The sequence below is a fragment of the Mycobacterium asiaticum genome (assembly GCF_001673635.1).
GTDB lineage: Bacteria > Actinomycetota > Actinomycetes > Mycobacteriales > Mycobacteriaceae > Mycobacterium > Mycobacterium asiaticum_C.
Genome location: NZ_LZMH01000061.1, coordinates 112,500 through 133,588 on the forward strand (window position 1 = coordinate 112,500; position 21,089 = coordinate 133,588).

Below are 21,089 nucleotides of genomic sequence, written 5' to 3' on the forward strand. Positions count from 1 at the left end.
CCGTGGGGCATGACTTGTTTTCGCAGCAGGATGTGCGGGAAAAGCATGAAGATGCGCACTGACCGCCCCAGCCACCCACCATTGGCGATCGTGGGAATCGGATGCCGCCTGCCGGGCGGCGTCGATTCTGCGGAGGGCTATTGGAACTTGCTGGGCGGTGCGACGGACGCTACCTGCGATGTCCCCGAAACACGTTGGAGCGCTGCGAGATTCCACGACCCGAAGCCAGGAAAAGTCGGAAAGATGGTGACCCGCCGCGGCGGGTTCCTCAGCGAGATAGACCAATTCGACCCACAATTCTTCGGCATCTCCCCGCGCGAAGCGCACTCGATGGATCCACAACAACGCCTCTTGCTGCAGGTTACGTGGGAGGCATTGGAAGACGGCGGAATTGCGCCGGACGGCCTCGCGGGCACCAACGTCGGGGTGTTCGTCGGCGGCTTCACCCTCGACTACCAACTGCTGCAGAACCAGGGACCCACCAGTCGCTACCGGTTCAAGACGCATTCCGCCGCCGGAATGATGATGACAATGCTGGCGAACCGGATCTCGTTCGCCTTCGACTTCCGCGGACCGAGCATGACGATCGACACCGCGTGCTCGAGCTCGCTCGTTGCCGTGCATCTGGCGGCGCAGAGCATCTGGAACGGCGAAAGCGACCTCGCCCTCGCCGGCGGCGTCAACATCATGATCGGGCCAAACACCACGATCGCGGAGTCCAAGAGCGGATTCCTCAGTCCCGACGGGCGCTGCAAGGCCTTCGACGAATCCGCCGACGGCTACGCCCGGGGAGAGGGTGGCGCGGTCGTCGTCATCAAACCGCTCGAACACGCGCTGCGCGACGGCGACGAGATCTACGCCCAGATCCTGGGCACGGCCGTATCCCAGGACGGCCGCACCGACGGCATCACTGTCCCACGCGCGGAATCCCAACAGGCAGCGATCACCTCGGCGCTGCGACACGCCGGCGTCCAGCCGGGTGAAGTCGGGTACGTGGAGGCACACGGCACCGGAACGCCCGTCGGTGACCCGGTGGAGATACGCGCCCTGGCCGCGGCGCTGACTTCGGGCCGACCGCTCACTCAACCGTTGCTGGTCGGGTCGGTCAAGACCAACATCGGCCACCTCGAGGCCGGTGCCGGAGTAGCGGGTCTGATCAAAACCGCTCTGGTGCTCAAGCACGGCTACGTCCCACCGCATTTGCACCTGGCAAACCCCAGCAATCAGGTCGACCTCACGGATCTCAAGATCGACATCCCGCGAACGGGCCGCCGGTTTCCCGGGTCCGAGCGGCGCATCGCCGGGGTCAACTCATTCGGATTCGGCGGCACCAACGCGCATGTGGTCCTGGCCGAACCCGCTGTCGAGTCGCACGTTTCAGCTGACGATGCTTCCGGCCAACTGCCGCTGTCCGTCCTGCCGATCTCGGCGCGCAACGACGAAGCGTTGATCGACGCGGCCGGTCGGCTGGCGGCACACCTCGAGGCACACCCCGAGGTCACGTTGCGGGATCTGGGCTATACGCTCTCGCAGCGACGCGCCCACCTCAGTCATCGCCACACCCTGATCGCGCGGAGTGTCGCTGACGCCCGAGACCAGCTTCAAGCCCTGGCCGAAGGCGGGCAGATTACTTCGGGCCGTGCCTCCCCGACCGTACCGAAGCTGGCGTTCGTCTGCACCGGGATGGGCCCGCAGTGGTGGCGGATGTGCCGCGGATTGCTGGACGTGCTACCGACTTTCACCGAGAGCATCATGCGAACCGATCGCGAGCTTTCTCGGTACACGGACTGGTCCCTGATCGAGGAACTCCGCCGCGACGAGACCAATTCGCGGATGGGCGAAACCGACGTCGCTCAACCGGCCAACTTCGCGATCCAGGTTGCGCTGGCCGAACAACTGCGACGGTTCGGGATCCACGCCGATGCGGTAATCGGCCACAGCGCCGGTGAAGTCGCGGCACACTACCTCGCCGGGCTGCTCAGTTTCGAGCAAGCGGTCCACGTGATTTATCACCGGAGTCGATTGCAGCAACGAACCCGCGGGTTGGGCCGCATGCTCGCCGTCGGCCTCGACGCCGAAGCGCTCACGCAGGCACTCGACGAGCAGACGCGGGAAGAGTTCGGCCACCGAGTGTCCATCGCAGCGATCAACAGCCCGTCAGCGGTGACGATCGCCGGTGACGCAGACATTCTGGACGACATCGCGCAGCGGCTTGACGACGCGGAGGTGTTCAACCGATACCTCTCCGGCAAGGTGCCCTATCACACCCACTACATGGAGGAAATCAAAGAGGAACTGCACGCCGCCTTCGAAGGACTGTCGTCCCAGCCGGCTGCCGTCCCGCTGTACTCCACCGTCACCGGCGACCGGCTGGACCAATACGCTGCCGGTGCCGCCTACTGGTGGCAGAACACCCGCGCCACAGTTCTTTTCGAGCCCGCCATCCGGCGGATGCTCGAAGACGGTTACACCCATTTCGTCGAGCTCGGCCCGCACCCTGCGCTGGCCTCATCCATCTTTGAGATCGCCGGCGCCGAGCAGCCGCTGGTCCTGGCCGCGCAACGCCGCAATGACGACGACCTGCGCACGTTCCTGAATTACGTCGGTGTACTTCATAGCAACGGCCACGAATTGGCGTGGGACGCCTTATATCCGCGCGCCGGCGCTCGGTTGCTGAAACTTCCCGCCTACCCCTGGCAGTCCAAGCGCTTCTGGAACGAAACCCCGGAAGCGGCGGAAGCCCTGTACTACCGGCCGGTGCACCCGCTGCTCGGCCAACCGGTCAGTGCCGTGCACCCCACTTGGGAAGTCGAGCTGAGCACCGCACTGCTTCCGTTCCTCGACGATCACCGGGTTCAGGGTAGCGTCGTGTTACCGGGTGCGGTCTACGTCGAAATGGCCTCTGCCGCAGCCAAAGCAACCTACGGCTCAGATCTCGGTGTGAACAATCTGGTACTGCACCGCGCCGTCATCCTCGACGAGACTTGCGACCCCGTCTTGCGAACCACGCTGCACGAAGACACCGGTGCTCTGGAATTCGCCGCTTTCACCGCGACGAGCGACGGAGAGCTCAAGTGGACCATCACGGCGACCGCCGAACTCGCCACGCGGCCAAGGATTCCTGGGCGCAGCGACGTCAAGAACGGCGCGCAACCGGTCACCTCGATTGGCGGCGCAGAGTTCTATGCCCGCACTCGCGCCATCGGATTCGACTACGGGGACTCGTTTCAGACCGTTAACGCCGTCACCGCCGGGGACGACTGGGTAGTCGCGGATATCAGCGTTCCATCTCCGATCGCGGCCGAACTCGACGACTACGGCTTCCATCCGGCGCTCGTCGATGGCGCCTTCCAAACACTTTTCGGCGCACCGCTTCTCGGACGCAGTAGTGGTGACGGCCCGTACCTGCCCGCGCTGATCCGGCGAAGCTCCATCTACGGTTCACCCAAGGGCGATATGACCGTGCGCCTACGCGTCACATCGGCAACAGCGGACGAGATCGTCAGCGACATCACGATCTGCGACCTCGGTGGGGAACCTCTGGCGGTGTTCGAAGGCTTCACGGTTCGATCGCTGAGCGCATCGTCGCGCCTGTCGAGGGAGAGCATCGACAAGGGGCTCTACGAGTTGCAGTGGGAACCATTGGCGGAGCCCACCGAAGACCTGGCGGGACACCCGGATGCGATCACCCCGTCGTCCTGGCTGGTCTTCGTCGATGATGGCGGAGTCGGTGTCCGCATAGCGCAGCAATTGCAGCGCGCCGGCCACCGCGTGCGGACCGTCGCCCACCAAGCCGTCGGCGAGATCACCGAAGTCGTAGGCGGATACGCGATCAACCCGCGCCGGCCCGAGCAGCTGCGGGCAGTCTTCGATTCGCACTTCGCTGGGGAGTGCGGCGTCGCGGGTGTCGTCAACTGCTGGCCGCTGGACCTTGGGGCGGACGTTGACGACGAGCAGACCTACCCGCTGGGTGTCCTGGCCGTCCTGCACATCACCAAAGCCCTGGCCGCCTACGACACCGTCGCGTCCCGCTTGTATCTGGTCACCGCAAACGCCCAACCGGCACTCGGTACCGAACCGCTGGCCGTGAACCAGGCTGCGATTTGGGGCCTGGGCCGCGTCATCGGCCACCAGGAGTTCGTCGAGCGGTGGGGTGCCCTGATCGACGTCGACGACGCCGACGGTCCGGACCAGGCCGCAGCGCGCGTCTGCCGGCACATTCTCGACGGCCACCATGAGGATCAAATCGCGATCCGCGGCGAGACGGTCCTGGTCCCGCGTCTGCGCCCCGCCACGAACCTCACCCGACCGTTTCCCACCAAGCTCAGTCCCGACGCGACCTACGTCATCACCGGCGGAACCGGCGCGCTGGGCCGCACGGTCGCCGCCTATCTGGCCGAACGCGGGGCGAGACACATCGCATTGCTTAGCAGAACGACGCTCCCAGCGCGGAATCGCTGGCCGGGGATGACCGAAGACGACCCGCACTACACGTCGGTTGATACGGTCCGGGCCATCGAGCGGCTCGGCGCGCATGTGAGCACGCCGAGTGTCGACGTCACCGATATTGACCACGTGCGCACTTGGTTGGCCGAACACGTCCGGGAAGGGGGCCGCCCGGTTCGCGGCATCATCCATGCGGCTGGGTCGGTGCACGACCAGCTCCTGGTGAATGTCACCGATGAAGACTTCGTCAAGGTCCTGGCGCCCAAAATCACTGGCACGCGGAACCTGCACGAGGCGTTCGCGGACGCCGACCTGGAATTCTTTGTCATGTTCGGATCCGCGGGATCCGTGATCGCCGCACCCGGCCAGGGCAACTACGCCGCCGCCAACTCGTTCCTCGATGCATTCGCCCACTACCGACAGGCGCAGGGCCTGCCGGCTCTCACCATCGGGTGGGGACCATGGTCGGTGGGAATGGTCGAGGAACTCAAGCTGGAAAACGTGTATGCGATGCGCGGAATAGAGCTGATCACACCCGCGGCGGGGGCGAGTATTCTCGACCGGCTGATCAACCAACGGACACCGAATATCGTTGCCATCAACGCAGATTGGGGTCGGGCCCGCCAACTCCTCGGCGGACACCTGCCGGCGATGTTCGCCGCACTCGACGCCGCGGTCGCCGATCCGACCGCCGATTCCGATGCATCGATACTCAGCGTGCTCGCCGCGACACCCGAGTCCGAGCGTCTCGCCGTGGTCAAGGAGCACGTCGGGAGGCTGGTGGCGGCCGTATTCGACTGCGCTGTGACCGATTTCAGATCCGACGCCATGCTGGACGACATCGGCCTGGACTCGATGATGGCCATGGACTTCCGGGTCCGGATCAACACGGCGTTCTCGATCGACCTGCCGGTGCTGGAAATCCTCAAGGGTGTCAGCGTCGACTCGCTAGCCATTCGAGTGCTCACCGAACTCGAAGCGATCCACAGCGAGGAACCCGCACCCACCGCACCGGCCGCCGAGCCCGCCGCAGCGGAGAACGACGTCGAGCGATTGATCGACAACCTGTCGGAGGCAGACCTGCGCGACCTGCTCGCCGAACTCGAAGGCGGCGCCGGATCGTGACAACAGCTACGCCGGCCGCGATTCATGTGCGAGGCCTGTCCAAGGCCTACGGAAAACAGCACGCGGTGCGGGAATTGGATCTCGATGTCGGCCACGGCGAGATCTTCGCCATCCTCGGCCCCAACGGTGCCGGTAAGTCCACGACGATCGAAATACTCGAGGGCAACCGGACTCGCGACGCCGGGGAGGTGCGAGTTCTGGGTGAAGACCCCGGGACCGCGGGCCGAGGTTGGCGGGCCAGGATCGGCATTGTGCTGCAAGAGGTCAGTGACGCCGGGATGCTCACGGTGGACGAAACCGTGCGCATGTTCACCAGCTGCTACAGCACCGCCCGGGACCCGGAGGAAGTCCTGGCGCTCGTCGGGCTCGAGGCGGTCGCGGCTGCGCGGGTGCGAGCCCTGTCCGGCGGGCAACGGCGTCGCCTCGATGTCGCGTTGGGCATCATCGGCATGCCCGAGCTGTTGTTCCTGGACGAACCCACGACCGGGTTCGACCCGGAGGCCAGACGTCAATTCTGGGAACTGATACGGCTTTTGGCGTCCGACGGCACGACCATCCTGCTCACCACGCACTACCTCGAGGAAGCCGCGGCGCTGGCAGACCGGGTGGCGGTGATCGCCGCCGGCCGGGTGGTCGCCGTGGATTCACCGCTGGAGTTGACCGGGTACGTGAGTTCTGCCGCGACGGTCCGCTGGGTCGAGGGCGACGAAATCCACGAGGAACAAACCGATTTTCCGACCGAGTTGGTCCGGCGGCGCAGCGCCGATGGACGCGAGCTGCCTCAGTTGACGATCAGCCGACCGACGCTCGAAGACGCCTATCTGCGTCTGATCGGAATGACGTGATGGCCGTGGACCGCGCTGCCCCGGACCTGGCGCCGCGTCACCGCGCGGCGAGCCCGCCGGCTCCGCTGCCCTCACCGCTGCGCATCGGATTGTCCCGCGTCGTCCCGGAATTGAAGATGTTCTACCGCCGGCCGGAACAGGTGGCGCTGACGTTCTCGATGCCCGCGGTGATCTGTGTGCTGCTGGGTTCGATCTTCTCGACGAAACTGCCCAACAGCGACACCAGCACCGGTGCGGTGATCGCCGCGAGCATGCTCGCCTACGGCATCCTGTCCACGTCGTTCATCAACCTGGGCATCAGCATTGCCGCCGACCGCGACACCGGCGCACTGCGACGGCTGCGTGGCACCCCGACGACTGCGTCGTCCTATTTCATCGCCAAGATCATGCTGGTCGCCATCGTCACTTTCGCCGAGGCGGTCATTCTGCTGCTGGTCGGCGTCTTGGTGTTCAAGCTGCGCCTCCCGTCCGACGTCTTCGGCTGGTTCACCCTTGCGTGGGTATCGCTGCTGGGCATCGTCAGTTGCGCACTCCTGGGCATTTTCATCAGCAACCTGGCCAGCAACGCCGTCTCGGCCGCTGTCATCACGAATGGGCCGGCGGTGGCCCTGCAATTCCTGTCCGGGACGTACGTGCCGCTGATGGCGTTGCCGACGTGGATGTTGATGGTTGGTTCGGTGTTTCCCGTCAAGTGGATGGCACAGGGATTCCGGTCGGTGCTGTTGCCGCCGGAAATGGTGATGTTCGAGCCGGCCGGCAGCTGGGAGCACTGGCGAATCTTCCTGGTGCTCGCGGCGTGGAGCATCGGTGGCTTGGTCGGCTGCCTCGCCGTCTTCCGCTGGTCGGACACCGACTGAGCTGACGACGCCTACCGGGCTCAGCGGAACCGGATGTCAACGGTCGCGAGACCGAAGATCTTCTTCCCCGCGGATTTCGCGCCGACCACGACGACGCCGGTGCGGGCGGCGGGGTCCAGCGATTTGATCCGGCCGCTGAACTCGATGTCGGCGCCCTCGGCGGCCGACACAATCGCGGGAGCCGACAAGCGGACCGCGTAACGGGTCACCGCGCCCGGGTCCCCCGACCAGGCGGAGACGAATCCGGCGCCCAATCCCATCGTCAGCATGCCGTGCGCGATCACGTCCGGCAGCCCGGCAAGTTTGGCCAGGTTCTCGTCCCAGTGGATTGGGTTGGCGTCACCGGCCACTCCCGCGTAGTTGACCAGGTCGCCACGGGACAAGCGGGCGTGGTGCACCGACAGCTCGTCGCCCACCTGGACGTCCTCGAAGGGCCGCGTGCCCGGGGTGCGCGTACCGCTGCCCCCGGAGATCTGCACATCCCCCTCGGGACGCACCGTCTTCTGGTACGTGGCGTCGGATTCGCTGATTTCGATGATGTTGAAGTCATGCATCATCGCGTTCTGCACGGCGGACTTGATCGCCGGGTCCACGTCCTCCGCGGTGACGCCGACGACCGTGGTGTGCAAGGTGTGCACCCGCTCCCCGGCGGCGTCGGTGAAGGTGTTGGTCACGGTGATCAGGTCGCGGCCGGCGATCCTGCGCACCGAGGTCAGTTCGACGTCGACGTGCAACTCGTCACCCGCGACGATCGGGCGGTGCTGCTCGAAGACTTCCTCGGTTTGCACGTAGGTGTCGTATCCGACGACCACCGATTCGAACATGCGGCGATTGCAGGCCATCCCGGGTACCGAGGTGAACGTCAGCGGCGCCACCAGTTCCGGATAACCCAGTGCGGCGGCCGCGGCGACATCCCAATGCGCGGGGTGATAGTCCTGCACCGCCCGGGCGTACTCACGTACCTTTTCGCGGCCGACCAGGTACGTGCCGTCCATCTGGTAGTGGTGGCCGACCCGCGATTCCAGCGTCGACGACGTTGCTGCTGTCATGACTTTCGCCCAACTGTCCCGTCGGCTTGTTTGTTCAGGCCGACCTCAGCACAGTAACGCGCGGGCACCGGCGCGATACGCGCACGTGTTTCTCCAATCGCGGCATCCGGTCGCTCGCAGGGTGCTGGAACGGGTATAAGAGCTATCAGATCCCGTCACCGAAGACGCCCAGAGGAGAACAGCCATGCAGTCCGTCAAGGGAGCCAACGTCCTAGTCACCGGAGCCGCCATGGGCCTCGGCAAGCTGTTCGCCACCCAGGCGGTCAAGGAGGGCGCGGCCGCGGTGGTCCTCTGGGACGCCAACGAGACCGCGTTGAAGGAGACCGCGGCCGAGCTGGAAGCGGCGGGAGGCACGGTTCATTACGAAACCGTCGACGTCACGTCGCAGGACGTGGTGGCCGAGGCCGCCGAGCGGACCCGCGCCAGCGTCGGGACGATTCATGTGCTGTTCAACAACGCCGGCATCGTGCGGGGCAACGGCTACTTCTGGGAGAACCCACCGCGCGACTTCCTGCTCACCATGGAGGTCAACTCCATCGGGCCAATGCTGGTGCTTCGCGAGTTCCTGCCGGCGATGGTCGAATCGAACACACCGTGCCGCGTCGTCAACATCGCATCCTCGGCCGGCCTGAACGCCATCCCTCGCATGGCCGCATACGCCGCTTCCAAATGGGCGGCGATCGGTTTCTCCGACTCCGTGCGCCTCGAGCTCGAACAGGCCGGCCATGACCACGTCAAGGTGACCACCGTCTGCCCGACCTACATCAACACCGGCATGTTCGAGGGCGCCAAAGGAATTCTGTTCACTCCGATGCTCGAGCAGGAGGACGTTGTCAAAGCCACGTGGTCGGCGATGCTCAAAGGCCAGCCGTTCGTGGTGATGCCGTGGACGTCGAAGATGAACAAGGTGCTCAGCGCCGTACTGCCGATTCGGTTGCGCGACATCTATCTCCGTCGGGTCGGCGTCTACAACTCGATGGACGAGTTCAAGGGCCACTGAGCCCACGGGGCCATTCGGTGAGCCGCCGGCTGGTCGGCACGATCGACCTCGCCGACCTGGATACGCTGTGTGAACTTCGCGGTGCTGAATTCCTGCCGTATCCGTTCATGCGCGAAGGCGGTCCGGCCGGACCCGAGGCCCCGTCGTCGGTTGCGGCACGCTTCGACGACGGTGACCTCCGGGTCTTTCGCGAGTGGCTCGAGACGCATGGAAACGCCGACGTTTGGGTGGAGTGCCGCGTGCTGTACCGCGATGACGACCTCCCGGACACCCGATTATCGGCTTGCCGTTCCGCACGGGTGGGCTTCCTTGCGGCACAGCGACCCGGCCAGAACCTGGTGGATGTCTATGAACTGTCACCGCCCGACATTGCCGCGGCGATAGCGGAGGGGGTCCGGCCCAGCGGTCCCGGTTCCCACCCGCAGATCGTTATCCCGAAGTACGTCAACTACTTCGGCGAATCGACCGCCGAATTCGGCGACTTCGATGACTTCGGCGATGAGGACGACTACGAGGCCATCATCCGGGCGGACCGCCCTGCGCTGGAACAAGCGGCCACGGTACCGGACGCGGACGTCTTGGCGCTCGCCACCATTCAGTCGCACTGCGAGCCCGCCCGCGCATGGGGTGTCGACTGGGCGAAGGACCTTCTGGTCTGGGTGCAACTCGATGCCGACGGCGATTACATCTACGATGCCGAATTCCAGCACGCGGTGCCCGCGACCCACGAGACATTGCGAAATCGGATCAACGGGTTGATCGAGGCGGACCTGGCGGAATCGCGTCGGCGCGGAACCCGTTGATTTGCGGCCTATTCCGCGGCCAGGATGGCCGGGAAAGGGGTCCGGTCGCGAGGTATATCGGCCGGGAAGCACGGAGACGTCGCTTTGAGGCTCGGCGGTTCACCGGGCCGCGCCCTGGCTTCGATCTGCAGGCTGTACCCGTCGGGGGCGTAGCCGAATCGGTTGGGCTTGTAGAAGCCGTCTCGTTCATAGACGTACCAGCCCCAGCGTTTCCAGATGTCACCGGCGCTGACAACGAGGGACTCGGTGTCGGTGCCGGGCGGCGGCTTGAGGTCCCCGATAGTGGTGAATTCCTGGGGTGGGTTCCCGGAGGTGTCGTCCTTGCAGGGCACAGTGTTCGTGCCGCCGCTGTAGCGGGTCGCGTCCAGGGTGGTTCCGGGGGGAAGCTCTTGCAAAGTCCGTCGCAGGTAACCGATCACCGTGTCCTGCGCCTGCTGCTGGCTGGCCGGGACGGCGGGTTGCGGTTTCCAGCCCGGCGGCGGTGGGGGTGTGGATGTCATGGGTGGTCCTCCCAGGGGGGTAGCTCCGGACGGCGTTGGCGGGCCCAGTGGGGCGTCGTGCCCGCATCCGCCCACAAGCAACGCCACGGCGGTTGCGCCGGCGCCGAATTTCGTTGTGATGCCCCGGTTTCGGCTCATCGTCCCGGCTCCACTCCGTTGGGGCCGATCACCTGCGGCGGTGGGACACCGGCGATGACGGCGCCCATGTTGGCCAGCGCGGGATTTCCGGCGTTCCAGTAACTGCTGTGCGCCTCGACATTGGGGAGAAGCCCGAACGGGCCGAAACCGGGCCCCGGATCCGCCAAGAGCGCGGTTGCTCCGAAATCGGATCCCTTGGGGTCGGGGCCCAGGGTCAATCCGGTGACCAGGTCGATCGGGTCGTTCCAGGCCCGGATGGCGAACACCTTCGCTCCCGGGTCCAGGTTCAGGTCGCTGGCGTGCTCGACCAACATTCCCGGGCTGCCCACAGCGATGACGTTGTTGGCGTCCAGGTGGTGTCCGCCGGATGCGGCCGCACCGACTTGCGTTGAGCCGTAACTGTGTCCGACCACGGTGTCGATCGACGGTGCGCCGATGTGGGACGCGCGCTGTCCGCTTTGGAATGATTCCAGGGCCCCTGCGCCGGCGCGGGCCGGATCGGGCCACGCCGCCTGGGTGAGGTCCATCGGCCGGTCGTAGCCCATCCAGGTCGTCACTGCCACGTCACCGGGGCCCAGCGTCGTGGTCGCCTGCATCGCGGCGTTGTACATAGCGAGCGATTTCCTGTCACTGCCGTTGAAAGTCGCCATGTCCTGTCCGGTTCCGGGCACCAGGATGGCGTTGCGGGAAGCCTTGTCCGGGTCGCCGATCGCCACCGCGGCATGCCCGTTAGCATCGATGATGCCGAGATAGCGCTTCGGCCCATCGGTACTGTCCAGCGTGCTCTGCACCGCTCGGTAGCCGTCGAGGTTGTGCCGGGCGGTGAGTAGTTGCGGTGCCAGCACCGCCAGCTGATCGGCGGTCGTCGCACTGTGGTCGCCCATATACTGTTGCACCGCAAGCGCATTCACCCGCTCCTGCAGGCGGTCGACGTCTGCTGCGGTGTGCTGTTCGAGCTCCGCGAGGTGCTGGCGGTTGTAGTGGTCCCTACCCAGGTGATCGTCGGGATCCCAGGGCATCCCGGGGTGGTTGCCGATGTTGTGGTCTTGGCTGTAGAGCCAATCCTTCTCCTCCGGGGTCAGCTGCTGCCACAGGTCGTGGAACGCCTTTGGATCTTCCGGTAGCGGCCTGGACAGCGCGTCCTGGATATGCGGCCGCTCGTCGTGCGGAGGATGTCCCGCGGCAACCGGATTGAAGTTGGCCGCCAACCCCTTTCGGTCGCTGTCCAGCTGCCGCGCTACCGCTGAATCGGACTCCCACCACCTGTTCGCGGCCGCCCTGATGTCCCTCTCGAAATTGTCCCGGTCCTGGGTGCGTTTGGGGTCCGGTGCGCCGTTTGCCTGTTTCCTGGTGTCGGTGACCGACAGGTCGTCGTTGACGCGAAACTCGTTGGCCTCGGCATCGGCGATCTTGGAGCGCACCTCGTTGAGCCTGGGGATCACCGAGCTGTGGATGTCGTTTGCGGCTCGGTCACCCATCGCGTCAATGGCGTCGCGCAGCCGGTCGATCGCCGCGTGATCCTTGGCGGCCATGGTGACCGCCGCGTCTCTGGTGGCACCCGACCATGGCTGGCCGCCCGGAAACGTGACCAACTGCCGGTACGAGTCGGCGTGGCCGGCCATGTCTTTCGCCGACTTCTTCCAGGCGTCGACCATGCCCAGCACGCCTTGCGGATTGGCGGCGTCGATCTGCCTGCGCGTGACCATCGGAGGTGTTTCCTCAGCTCCCGGGCGCCAAGGTGCCCGCGCTCTCGATCACCGCGATCAGGTCGCCGTCGGTGCGCGCAAATGCGTTGCGGGCCTGCTCAATCAGATTCCCCACCGTGGTGAATCTGTCGGCGATTACGGTCTGCAGATCCGGAATCGTTTCATAGCTCACCGCGCGCGCCGCCACCAGCGAGGGTGAGTCGGCGGCAGCATCCGGGACAGCGCCGGCGGACGGACGATGCGCGACCATCCGCAGCACCTCACCCAGCGTCTGCAACTCCGGGCGCAAGCGTCCCAGCGCCTGCAGTTCGAGCTCCAACTGCGTGGTCATCCGCTCAACCCCCCTCGGTTTCCGGGACTGAACGAACACTAACAGCGGGTTCGGTGAAATTACCGCGCTGATTCGAGGCTGAACGTGAGGCTTGACAACATACAACCATTTGGTTGTATGTTGAGGTGGTGACTGTGGATGCCGAGGACCGGGCGGACGCCTTGTTCCAGGCGCTTGCCGACCGGACCCGGCGCGACATCATGCGCCGGGTCCTGACCGGAGAGCATTCGGTTTCCGCGCTCGCAATGAATTACGAGATGAGTTTCGCCGCGGTGCAGAAGCACGTCATGGTCCTGGAAAGGGCCGGGCTGCTGACCAAGCGTCGCAGTGGTCGCGAGCAGTTGGCCAGCGGTGACGTGGCGGCGGTGCGGTCGGTGGCGTCCATGCTCACTGAGCTGGAACACCTTTGGCGTGATCGGGTTGCGCGCATCGACGAACTCATCGCATCCGATGCAACCAGGGAGGACTGAACCATGCCCGTGACCGACGTCCAACACGACCTCGAGAATCTGACCTTGACCATCATCGCCGACTTCGCCGCGCCGGTGCAGCGTGTCTGGCAGGTCTACGCCGATCCGCGTCAGTTGGAAAAGGTCTGGGGGCCACCGTCTCATCCGGCGACCGTGGTCGACCACGACCTGCGGCCCGGCGGCCGCATGACGTACTTCATGACCGGTCCGGAGGGGGAGAAGTACGCCGGGTATTGGACGATCACTGCCGTCGACGAGCCGAGGAGCTTCTCTTTCGACGATGGCTTCGCCGATGAGGACTTCAACCCCAATCCGGATTTGCCCGTCTCGACGAACGTTTACACCTTTGCCGAGCACGACGGCGGGACCCGCGCGACCTTCGTCAGCACGTTCTCCTCCGCCGAGGCGCTCCAGCAGGTGCTGGACATGGGCGTGATCGAAGGAGCTACGTCGGCGATCAACCAGATCGACGACCTGCTCGCCGCCTGACCTTAAGCCACAAGCGGTTTGGGGTCGTCGATCACCGAGTAGTCGCTGGCGTCGCCCTGGATCGCACGGCTGCGCTCCCCGCGCACGTTCACCGGGATGTCGCCGGCCAACGTGATTCGGTGCACCCGGCGCGGTTGGTCGCCGAAGTCCGAGACGGCGTAGTGCTGGGTGGCGCGGTTGTCCCACATCGCGACGTCGCCGAGTTCCCAGTTCCACCGGATCGTGTTCTCCAGCCAAGTGATGCGGTCCTGGAAGATCCGGTACAGCGCCTGCGACTCGGCGCCGTTGAGCCCCACGATGGACTTCGCGAAAGAGCCCAGCAGCAAAGCTTTTTCGCCGGTCTCCGGATGCACCCGCACCACCGGATGCAATGTTTCGTAATGCGTCGACTGAAATTCGGCCGCGTACTTCAGCATCGGTTCCGGGTTGGCCTGGGCGGCCGCCAGTTTGACGGGATCTATCTGGGCGTAGTCGAACGCGTTGTTGTGCACGGCCCACAGGTTTTCGGCGAGTTCCTGCAATGGCGGGGGTAGTTGCCGATACGCGGTGACGGTCGATGCCCAGGTGGTTGTGCCGCCGTAGGACGGCAATTCGACGGCGCGCAGGATCGAGGCTTTCGGCGGGCGGTCGACGAAGGTGACGTCGGTGTGCCACTGGTTGGCGCCGCTACCCCCGACGGCCTCCAACCGCATGACCCTGCTGCCCTCGAACTTCAGTGTCGGATGCGGAGTCGTCGGCACGCCCAAGCTTTCGGCAAACGCGTAATGCGAGTCGTCGTCGAGGTGGTGCTGCCCGCGGAAGAAGATCACCTTGTGCGTGAGCAGCGCCTGATTCACCGCCGCCGCGGTCTCGGGGTCCAGCGCACCGAGCCGTACGCCATCGACACGTGCACCGATGTTCTCGCCCAGCTTCACCACACGAATATCGCTACTCATTTGCCCCGCGCCTTTCGAAGTATCCCGCGTGTAGTCGACTGTATACACGCGGCTTACCGCAACGGTAGGCACGTGGCGCCGCCATCGCAACGCTTGTGATCAGGTTGGACGAAACGGCTCAACCGGTGCCGTCGGCCACCGACACGTGCTCGTTGGGGACGCAGTGCGTCATCGTCAGTCCTTCGACGTCGCGAGGCCCGTTCTTGCCGAGATTGGCGCGGCGGTGTTCTTCGGCGTCGGTCAGCGTCTGCGATTTCAGCGGTTCCAGGTGCCGGACATCGTCGGGCGTGATGCCCAGACCCTCGCCGACTCGGATCCCGAGTTCGTCGTCGCACATCAGGAAGTGCCACACCATGCGCTCCTGCACCTCGCGCACCGCCTCGGAGATGCCGTTGACCAGGTTGAGCACCAGGTCGTCCTTTTCCCACTGCTCCATCAGCTGGTAGCGCTGTCCGGCCTGGGTGTAGTCGTCGGTGCGCGCTAGGCGTTTCTTCGTCAAGCGCCCACTGATCTCGGGACCGAGCTCGTCCTGGCGCTGGCTGGTCGCCTCCCGCAGGCCACCGGTGATGGACGGCTCGTAGTTGACGTGCGGGTTGGCGCCGTTGTTGTCGACGCGGTACTGCATCTGCCCGCCCTGCTGGTTGGTGGACACCTTGGCGTTCTTGGCCTGGTTCACCGGAAGCTGCAGGTAATTTGGCCCCACCCGGTAGCGCTGGGTATCGGAGTAGGAGAAGGTCCGACCGACCAGCATCTTGTCGTCGGAGAATTCGAGACCGTCGACCAGCACGCCGGTGCCGAAGGCGCTCTGCTCGTTCTCGTTGAAGAAGTCCGACACGTTGCGGTTGAGCACCATGGTGCCGACCAGTTTCGGCGGGAACTCGTTCTCCGGCCAGGTCTTGGTGTCGTCGAGCGGGTCGAAGTCGAGTTCGGGGTGGTCGTCGTCGCTCATCAGCTGCACCAGCAGTTGCCACTCCGGATAGTCGCCGGACTCGATGGCCTCGTACAGGTCGCTACTGGCATGACCGAGATCCTCGGCCTGGATCGCAGCGGCGTCCGCCTCGGTGAGGCTCTTCACTCCGATCTTGGGCATCCAGTGGTATTTGACCAGGTGAGTCTCGCCCTCGGCGTTGACCCATCGATAGGTGTTGACGCCGAAGCCCTGCATGGTGCGGTAGTTCGCCGGGATGCCGCGCGGGGAGAACAGGTTGACCAGCATGTGCATCGACTCCGGCGTCTGCGACATGAAGTCGAAGATGCGGGCGGGCTCCTGCCGGAAGGTGACGGGATCCGGCTTGAGCGCGTGAATCACGTCGGGGAATTTCACCGCGTCGCGGATGAAGAAGACGCCGAGGTTGTTGCCCACCAGATCCCAGTTGCCGTCCTCGGTGTAGAACTTGACGGCGAATCCGCGCGGGTCTCGGGCCACCTCCGAGGAGTCCCGGCCACCGATCACGGTCGAGAAGCGGATGGCCAGGTCGGTGCGTTTGCCGGATTCGGCGAAGATCTTGGCCCGGGTGTACTTCGCGATCGGCTCGTCGCCCCACTTCCCGGTGGCCTCGAAGTAGCCGTAGGCGACGAAACCGCGGGCGTGCACGACCCGCTCCGGGATGCGTTCCCGGTCGAAATGGCTGATCTTCTCCAGGAAGTGGTAGTTCTCCAGGGTCGCGGGCCCGCGGGCGCCGATGGTGCGCTGATTCTGGTTGTCGTAGATCGGGTGCCCTTGGCGGTCGGTGAGGATGTCGCGGGTGTCGTCGGGATCGGGCGGTATTGCGGACACATCGGTCATCTAAGGCTCCTGGGCTTGTTCGCTACGTCAGCTGATCGGTCGCGTACCCGTCAGCGCCGCGCCGAAACTCACGCGGTCCGGGGCCGGCCCCGCGCCTCGGACTCGGCCCACAGATTGCGATACAGCGCAACGTATTTGGCGACCATCGCCGAGACGTCGTGTTGGGCGACCGCAACGCGACGCACCTGAGCGCGCGAAAGCTCGCTGACGACAGGAATGGCCCGCGCCATGGCGGCCACGTCCCTGGGCGGCACCAGGCGGCCGCACCGTTCGTCGACGAGTTCGGGGATGCCGCCACGAGCGAACGCCACCACCGGCGTCCCGCACGCCATCGCTTCGGCCACCACCAGGCCGTAGGGCTCGTCCCACAGCGGGGTCACCAATGCGGCGGCGGCACCGCCCACCAACGCGGCCAAGCGGTGCTGGTCGAGATGGCCCACATACCGGACTCGGTCACCCAGCTGCGGCTGGATTCTGCTTCGGAAGAACTCGTCGTCCACGATCGGCCCGGCCAGCACGAGGCGGTGCCCGCAGCGTTGTGCCGCCTCGATCGCCAGATGCGGCCCTTTTTCTGCGACGATGCGGCCGGACCACACGACATAGCGCCCGCCCGGCCCTGCTGGCCACCGCGCGACGTCGATGCCATTGGGGACGACGGCCGTGTCGATGCCGGTGTGCGCCCACGTGGCGGCGGCCTGCCGGCTGACCGCCGCAAAGGTGAGGTTGCTGCGGCGAACCGCACCGACCGCCGCTTCCAGTGACGGGAACGGAGGCGTGTGCAGGGTCGTCAGCACCGGCGTGCCGAGCCGTGGAGCCATCAGGATCGGTACGTAGTGCAGGCTGTGATTGTGGATCACGTCGTATTCGGCGGCGCCGCCCCCGGCCAGCCACGTCATCAGCTCGACGAATGCGTTGTGGTCGGAATCCTTGACCGCGCCCGGCAGGGGGAACGGTTCCGAGGCGGCTGAACTGCGGTGCAGCGTGTCGATAGCCAAATTCGGATAGGCCGGCCCCAGATCGGAATCCGCCGCAGCGAACAGTGTGACCCGATGACCCTCGTGCACCAGCGCCCGGGTCAGGTGTCCTACGTGTGCCTCGAGTCCGCCGGCGTAGGGCTCCCGGATCGGGAAATGATTGTGCGCGATCACCGCGATGCGCAGGGGTGAGCGCACACGTCCCCCTTCGGCCGAACTGAGTCTGTGTGCAGATACCCGTGGGCCTCGCGTAGGAAACCGGGCGTGACTCGGTGCGTAGGCCACACACTCGACGAACCCCGGCGCCCCGGGCAGTAGGCAAACCCCGGGGATTTCCACGGGCTCACCCAAGCGCGGAAGGTGCCAATGTTGAGCCGACCCAACACGATCGAGGATGCCCATGGATAGCAGCGTGATCAGCCAGTTCGCCGCCGCGTTGTCTCGGCCCGACGCAATACTTTCCGACGCCGGCGATCTGGCCGCGCGGGGCCGCGACTGCTGGGGATTCGGTGGGGTGCCCGGTGTCGCCGTCCGGCCGGTGTCCCGCGCCGAGGTGATCTCGGTGCTGCGCATCGCGGCCGCTTACCACATTCCAGTGGTCACCCGCGGGGGTGCGTCGAACTGCAGTGCCGGCATGATGGCCGCACCCGATCGGGTAATGCTGGACATGTCGGCGATGAATCGGGTGCTGGCCATCGATCCCGAGGGGCGCACCGCGCGTGTCGAGGCGGGTGTCATCAACGCCGACCTGCAGCAGCAGCTGGTCGCCTACGGCCTGTGCTTCTCCCCGGATCCCGTCTCGGCGCCGCTGTCCACCATCGGGGGCAACATCATCGAAAACGCGGGCGGGCCACACGCATTGAAGTACGGCGTCACCTACAACCACATCGACGAAATCGAGGTGGTGCTCGCCGACGGATCCGTAGTGAACCTGTCTGCCGACGATGCCGGGCCGGACCTGCTCGGAGTGATCATCGGTTCGGAGGGCACCCTCGGCATTGTCACCGAGGCGACCGTGGCGTTGCGGCCCATCGCACCGGTGACTCACAGCTTGATGGGCAGCTTCGCGTCGGCACACGACGCCGCGGATGCCGTCGCGGACATCATCGGGACCGGTACGGTGCCCGCCGCGCTCGAATGGCTGGACCGCGCCGGAATTGCGGGGCTGCAGGCGTTCACCGACACCGGGTACCCCACCGATGTGGATGCGATCGTGCTGGTCGACGTGGACGGCACCGGCGAGGAAGTGGAGCGCGACACCGCGACAGTGGAAAAGGTATTGCGACGCAACGCCGTTGAGGTACGGGTTGCCACCGACGACGAGGCGCGTGAAAAGCTCTGGTACGGAAGGTTGCACGCGCCGGATGCGGTGGTACGCAGCGGCCACGACTACTTCATCGGGGACGTCACGGTACCCCGTAACCGGATTCCCGAGATGCAGGAGGCCATCCAACGCGCCGCGGCCCGGCACACCGACGGGCTGCTGTTCATCGCGGTGGCCGGGCACGCCGGCGACGGGGATCTGCACCCCATTTCCTTCTTCGACTCAACCAACCCCAAGGCGGCTTCGGCGTTGGAAGCCGCCAACAACGAAATCATCGATGCCGCACTTGACCTCGGTGGAACCTTGACCGGCGAGCACGGTGTCGGTACCGAGAAGCGCCAATTCATGACCAAGCGCTTCACCCCGGTCGAGATCGCCGCGCAGCGCGCCGTCAAGCGTGTCTTCGACCCCACCGGGCTCCTCAATCCGGGCGTGCTGCTGCCCGACTTGTCGCCGGACGAGCCGAGCCTGGCCTCGTTCGAGGCGACCGTGCTCGCCGCACTGGCCCGACGCCGGGACCAAGATTCGGTGCAGGATGAGCCGGCGCCCGCGCCAGCCGCCGGCGATACGCAAGTCGACCTCAACGCCGCGAATCTGAGCCTGACCGTCGGTGCCGGCGTGCGTCTCGACGACTTGGCCGCTCACCTGGCCCAACAGCACATGGCTTGTGCCGCAATACCTGCCGAGGAGGATCGACGTAGTGTCGGAGCGCTGATTGCCACCGCCAGTGGCACCGAGCGGCGCGCGGTCCGCAACAATCTGCTCGGCCTTCGCGTCGCCCTCGCCGATGGTGGCGCACCGGCCCGATTCGGCGGTGAGACCATGAAAGATGTCGCGGGTTACGACCTCAAGCGGCTCTTCATCGGCGCGGGTGGGGCATTCGGTGAGATCGTGTCTGCCACGTTCAAGGTCAACTGCCTATCGGCGGTATGAGCAGGGTGGAACCGTACGTCCGCCGGGACTCCAGGTCGCGGTGAGCCCGGGCGGCATCGGCCAGCGGATAACGCTGACCGATGGCCACGTCGACGGTGCCGTCACCGATCACGCGGAAGAGTTCGGTTACCCGCCAAGCGAACTCGTCGTATGTCCGGTTGAAATGGCTGCGCAACGGGCGGGTGAGGTAGACCGAGCCGGCGTTGCGCAGCCGCTGCGAATCGACCGGCGGCACCGGACCGCCTGCTGCGCCGAACAGGGCGAGCGTGCCGCGAACGGCCAGGCTTGCCAGGCTGGCGTCGAACGTGGTCCGGCCAACTCCGTCGTACGCCGCCGAAACACCGCGGCCACCGGTCAACTCGCGAATCACCGACCCGAATTCGTCCGGTGCGGTTGGGTAATCGAGCACGTGCCACGCTCCGGCCCGGCGTGACAGCTCCGCCTTGGCCGGGGTGGATGCGGTTGTGATCACCCGCGCGCCGAGACTGACTGCCCACTGGGTCAGGATCAGACCGACGCCGCCGGCGCCCGCGTGCACCAAGATGACGTCACCCGGTTTGACCCGGTACACGGAATTGATCAGGAGGTGCGCCGTCAGTCCCTTCAACAGCGCGGCGGCCGCGGTGTCGCTGCCGATGGCGGCCGGTACATGAGCCACCAAAGCGGCAGGCGCGCTGCAGTACTCGGCATAAGCGCCCACGGCGTCCGCGCTTGCGACCCGATCACCCTGCTGAACCGTGGACACGTTCGCGCCGACCCGCACGACGGAGCCGCACACCTCACTTCCCGGAATGAAGGGCAGCGCGCGGGGGTACCTGCCAGATCGGAAATGGGTATCGATGAAGTTGACGCCGATCGCCTCGGCCTTGATCACCACCCCGTTGGCATCGGGTGCCGGCTCCGGGATTTCGGTGTCGGTGAGAACCTCCGGTGCGCCGGTTCGGGTCACCGCCACTGCGTACACAGCGGCTCTGTCAGTGGCCTGCCAGCCACGCCTGTTCTTCCCCCGGGTTGGGCAGGACCCGCCCGCCCTCCATGGCGAAGTGGGCGGGACTGTTTTGGATGATGACGAGGATGCGCGCCGACGGGATGCCGGTCACTCTGGTAGCAGCCTCGGCGACTTCGGTTAGTAGCTGGCTGGTTTCGCCATCAGGGTGACCCGTGCGCACCCAGCCGCTGATGAGCAACGGCTTTGACTGTTGGGCATCGGTGTAGACCGCGTCCGGTGGAAGTTCTTGGAACACCACGTTGATGTAGGTGCTGGGAACGTGATTGACGCGGGAATGGATTCGCGTGATTTCCGCAGCCAGCTCGGCTTTGGTCTGCGCGTCGAGCGTCGAGACGGCGGTGGTGCAGGTGTAGATGGGCACCGGATCGG

Annotated in this window: 17 protein-coding genes; 8 read left to right on the forward strand and 9 right to left on the reverse strand. The window is 65.7% G+C overall.

The annotated features are described in order from the left end of the window. Nucleotides 1-51: 51 nt before the first annotated feature. From A5645_RS17645 to A5645_RS17655, 3 genes are read left to right on the forward strand one after another with little or no spacing between them, the layout of a single operon-like run. Nucleotides 52-5,571, forward strand: coding sequence for a type I polyketide synthase (locus A5645_RS17645; protein ID WP_065130528.1), 5,520 nt, complete (start codon nt 52-54; stop codon nt 5,569-5,571). Beyond that, nucleotides 5,568-6,416 carry an ABC transporter ATP-binding protein gene (locus tag A5645_RS17650; RefSeq protein ID WP_155768055.1) on the forward strand — a complete coding sequence of 283 codons (849 nt, stop codon included), beginning with the start codon at nt 5,568-5,570 and terminating at the stop codon, nt 6,414-6,416. Before A5645_RS17645 ends, A5645_RS17650 begins: the two co-directional genes overlap by 4 nt. Before the next feature lie 5 nt (nt 6,417-6,421). After that, nucleotides 6,422-7,273 carry an ABC transporter permease gene (locus tag A5645_RS17655; protein ID WP_253867028.1) on the forward strand — a complete coding sequence of 284 codons (852 nt, stop codon included), beginning with the start codon at nt 6,422-6,424 and terminating at the stop codon, nt 7,271-7,273. Between the two features lie 20 nt (nt 7,274-7,293). Here A5645_RS17655 and A5645_RS17660 read toward each other — a convergent pair whose 3' ends face one another. Further along, nucleotides 7,294-8,322 (reverse strand): fused (3R)-hydroxyacyl-ACP dehydratase subunits HadA/HadB, encoded by a 1,029-nt coding sequence (locus tag A5645_RS17660; RefSeq protein WP_065130476.1) that lies wholly within the window; start codon nt 8,320-8,322, stop codon nt 7,294-7,296. A 184-nt stretch (nt 8,323-8,506) separates the two neighbouring features. On the opposite strand from A5645_RS17660, the gene A5645_RS17665 reads away from it, so the two are divergent. Continuing rightward, nucleotides 8,507-9,322: an SDR family NAD(P)-dependent oxidoreductase gene (locus tag A5645_RS17665; protein ID WP_065033619.1), complete on the forward strand. Its 816-nt coding sequence runs from the start codon at nt 8,507-8,509 to the stop codon at nt 9,320-9,322. 17 nt (nt 9,323-9,339) lie between these two features. Next, complete coding sequence (locus tag A5645_RS17670; RefSeq protein ID WP_065130477.1) at nt 9,340-10,125, forward strand: ESX secretion-associated protein EspG; 786 nt, start codon at nt 9,340-9,342, stop codon at nt 10,123-10,125. A gap of 8 nt (nt 10,126-10,133) precedes the next feature. On the opposite strand, the gene A5645_RS17675 is transcribed toward A5645_RS17670, so the two are convergent. The 3 genes from A5645_RS17675 to A5645_RS17685 form a co-directional block, all read right to left on the reverse strand. Then, nucleotides 10,134-10,625: a hypothetical protein gene (locus tag A5645_RS17675; protein WP_231122928.1), complete on the reverse strand. Its 492-nt coding sequence runs from the start codon at nt 10,623-10,625 to the stop codon at nt 10,134-10,136. A gap of 134 nt (nt 10,626-10,759) precedes the next feature. Then, complete coding sequence (locus A5645_RS17680; RefSeq protein WP_065130479.1) at nt 10,760-12,469, reverse strand: alpha/beta hydrolase; 1,710 nt, start codon at nt 12,467-12,469, stop codon at nt 10,760-10,762. Nucleotides 12,470-12,482: 13 nt separating this feature from the next. Further along, a complete protein-coding gene (locus tag A5645_RS17685) occupies nt 12,483-12,800 on the reverse strand; it encodes a hypothetical protein (RefSeq protein WP_065033623.1) in 318 nt (105 codons plus the stop codon). A 128-nt stretch (nt 12,801-12,928) separates the two neighbouring features. Here A5645_RS17685 and A5645_RS17690 point away from each other — a divergent pair, with 128 nt between their 5' ends. Both A5645_RS17690 and A5645_RS17695 read left to right on the forward strand, forming a co-directional pair. Beyond that, nucleotides 12,929-13,270: an ArsR/SmtB family transcription factor gene (locus tag A5645_RS17690; protein ID WP_065033650.1), complete on the forward strand. Its 342-nt coding sequence runs from the start codon at nt 12,929-12,931 to the stop codon at nt 13,268-13,270. A gap of 3 nt (nt 13,271-13,273) precedes the next feature. Next, the gene (locus tag A5645_RS17695; RefSeq protein WP_065033624.1) at nt 13,274-13,759 is read left to right on the forward strand and encodes an SRPBCC family protein; all 486 of its coding nucleotides are present in this window, start codon (nt 13,274-13,276) and stop codon (nt 13,757-13,759) included. A gap of 2 nt (nt 13,760-13,761) precedes the next feature. Here A5645_RS17695 and A5645_RS17700 read toward each other — a convergent pair whose 3' ends face one another. The 3 genes from A5645_RS17700 to A5645_RS17710 form a co-directional block, all read right to left on the reverse strand. Further along, complete coding sequence (locus A5645_RS17700; protein ID WP_065130480.1) at nt 13,762-14,694, reverse strand: TauD/TfdA dioxygenase family protein; 933 nt, start codon at nt 14,692-14,694, stop codon at nt 13,762-13,764. 118 nt (nt 14,695-14,812) lie between these two features. Further along, a complete protein-coding gene (locus A5645_RS17705) occupies nt 14,813-16,480 on the reverse strand; it encodes a catalase (protein WP_065130481.1) in 1,668 nt (555 codons plus the stop codon). Nucleotides 16,481-16,548: 68 nt separating this feature from the next. After that, nucleotides 16,549-17,652, reverse strand: coding sequence for a glycosyltransferase (locus A5645_RS17710; RefSeq protein ID WP_253867029.1), 1,104 nt, complete (start codon nt 17,650-17,652; stop codon nt 16,549-16,551). A 202-nt stretch (nt 17,653-17,854) separates the two neighbouring features. Here A5645_RS17710 and A5645_RS17715 point away from each other — a divergent pair, with 202 nt between their 5' ends. Beyond that, a complete protein-coding gene (locus A5645_RS17715) occupies nt 17,855-19,711 on the forward strand; it encodes an FAD-binding oxidoreductase (protein ID WP_253867030.1) in 1,857 nt (618 codons plus the stop codon). Here the strand turns inward: A5645_RS17715 and A5645_RS17720 are convergent. Further along, a complete protein-coding gene (locus A5645_RS17720; protein WP_065130483.1) occupies nt 19,689-20,675 on the reverse strand; it encodes a quinone oxidoreductase family protein in 987 nt (328 codons plus the stop codon). The genes A5645_RS17715 and A5645_RS17720 overlap by 23 nt on opposite strands. Nucleotides 20,676-20,685: 10 nt before the next feature. Next, the gene (locus A5645_RS17725; RefSeq protein WP_065033629.1) at nt 20,686-21,081 is read right to left on the reverse strand and encodes a tautomerase family protein; all 396 of its coding nucleotides are present in this window, start codon (nt 21,079-21,081) and stop codon (nt 20,686-20,688) included. Nucleotides 21,082-21,089: the final 8 nt, after the last annotated feature.

Bases quoted from the DNA above. Each gene is read 5' to 3' on its own strand.
- A5645_RS17700 (WP_065130480.1), bottom strand. From the start codon at position 14,694: ATGAGTAGCGATATTCGTGTGGTGAAGCTGGGCGAGAACATCGGTGCA.
- A5645_RS17685 (WP_065033623.1), bottom strand. From the start codon at position 12,800: ATGACCACGCAGTTGGAGCTCGAACTGCAGGCGCTGGGACGCTTGCGC.
- A5645_RS17705 (WP_065130481.1), bottom strand. From the start codon at position 16,480: ATGACCGATGTGTCCGCAATACCGCCCGATCCCGACGACACCCGCGAC.
- A5645_RS17645 (WP_065130528.1), top strand. From the start codon at position 52: ATGCGCACTGACCGCCCCAGCCACCCACCATTGGCGATCGTGGGAATC.
- A5645_RS17665 (WP_065033619.1), top strand. From the start codon at position 8,507: ATGCAGTCCGTCAAGGGAGCCAACGTCCTAGTCACCGGAGCCGCCATG.
- A5645_RS17680 (WP_065130479.1), bottom strand. From the start codon at position 12,469: ATGGTCACGCGCAGGCAGATCGACGCCGCCAATCCGCAAGGCGTGCTG.
- A5645_RS17715 (WP_253867030.1), top strand. From the start codon at position 17,855: ATGGATAGCAGCGTGATCAGCCAGTTCGCCGCCGCGTTGTCTCGGCCC.
- A5645_RS17660 (WP_065130476.1), bottom strand. From the start codon at position 8,322: ATGACAGCAGCAACGTCGTCGACGCTGGAATCGCGGGTCGGCCACCAC.
- A5645_RS17695 (WP_065033624.1), top strand. From the start codon at position 13,274: ATGCCCGTGACCGACGTCCAACACGACCTCGAGAATCTGACCTTGACC.
- A5645_RS17675 (WP_231122928.1), bottom strand. From the start codon at position 10,625: ATGACATCCACACCCCCACCGCCGCCGGGCTGGAAACCGCAACCCGCC.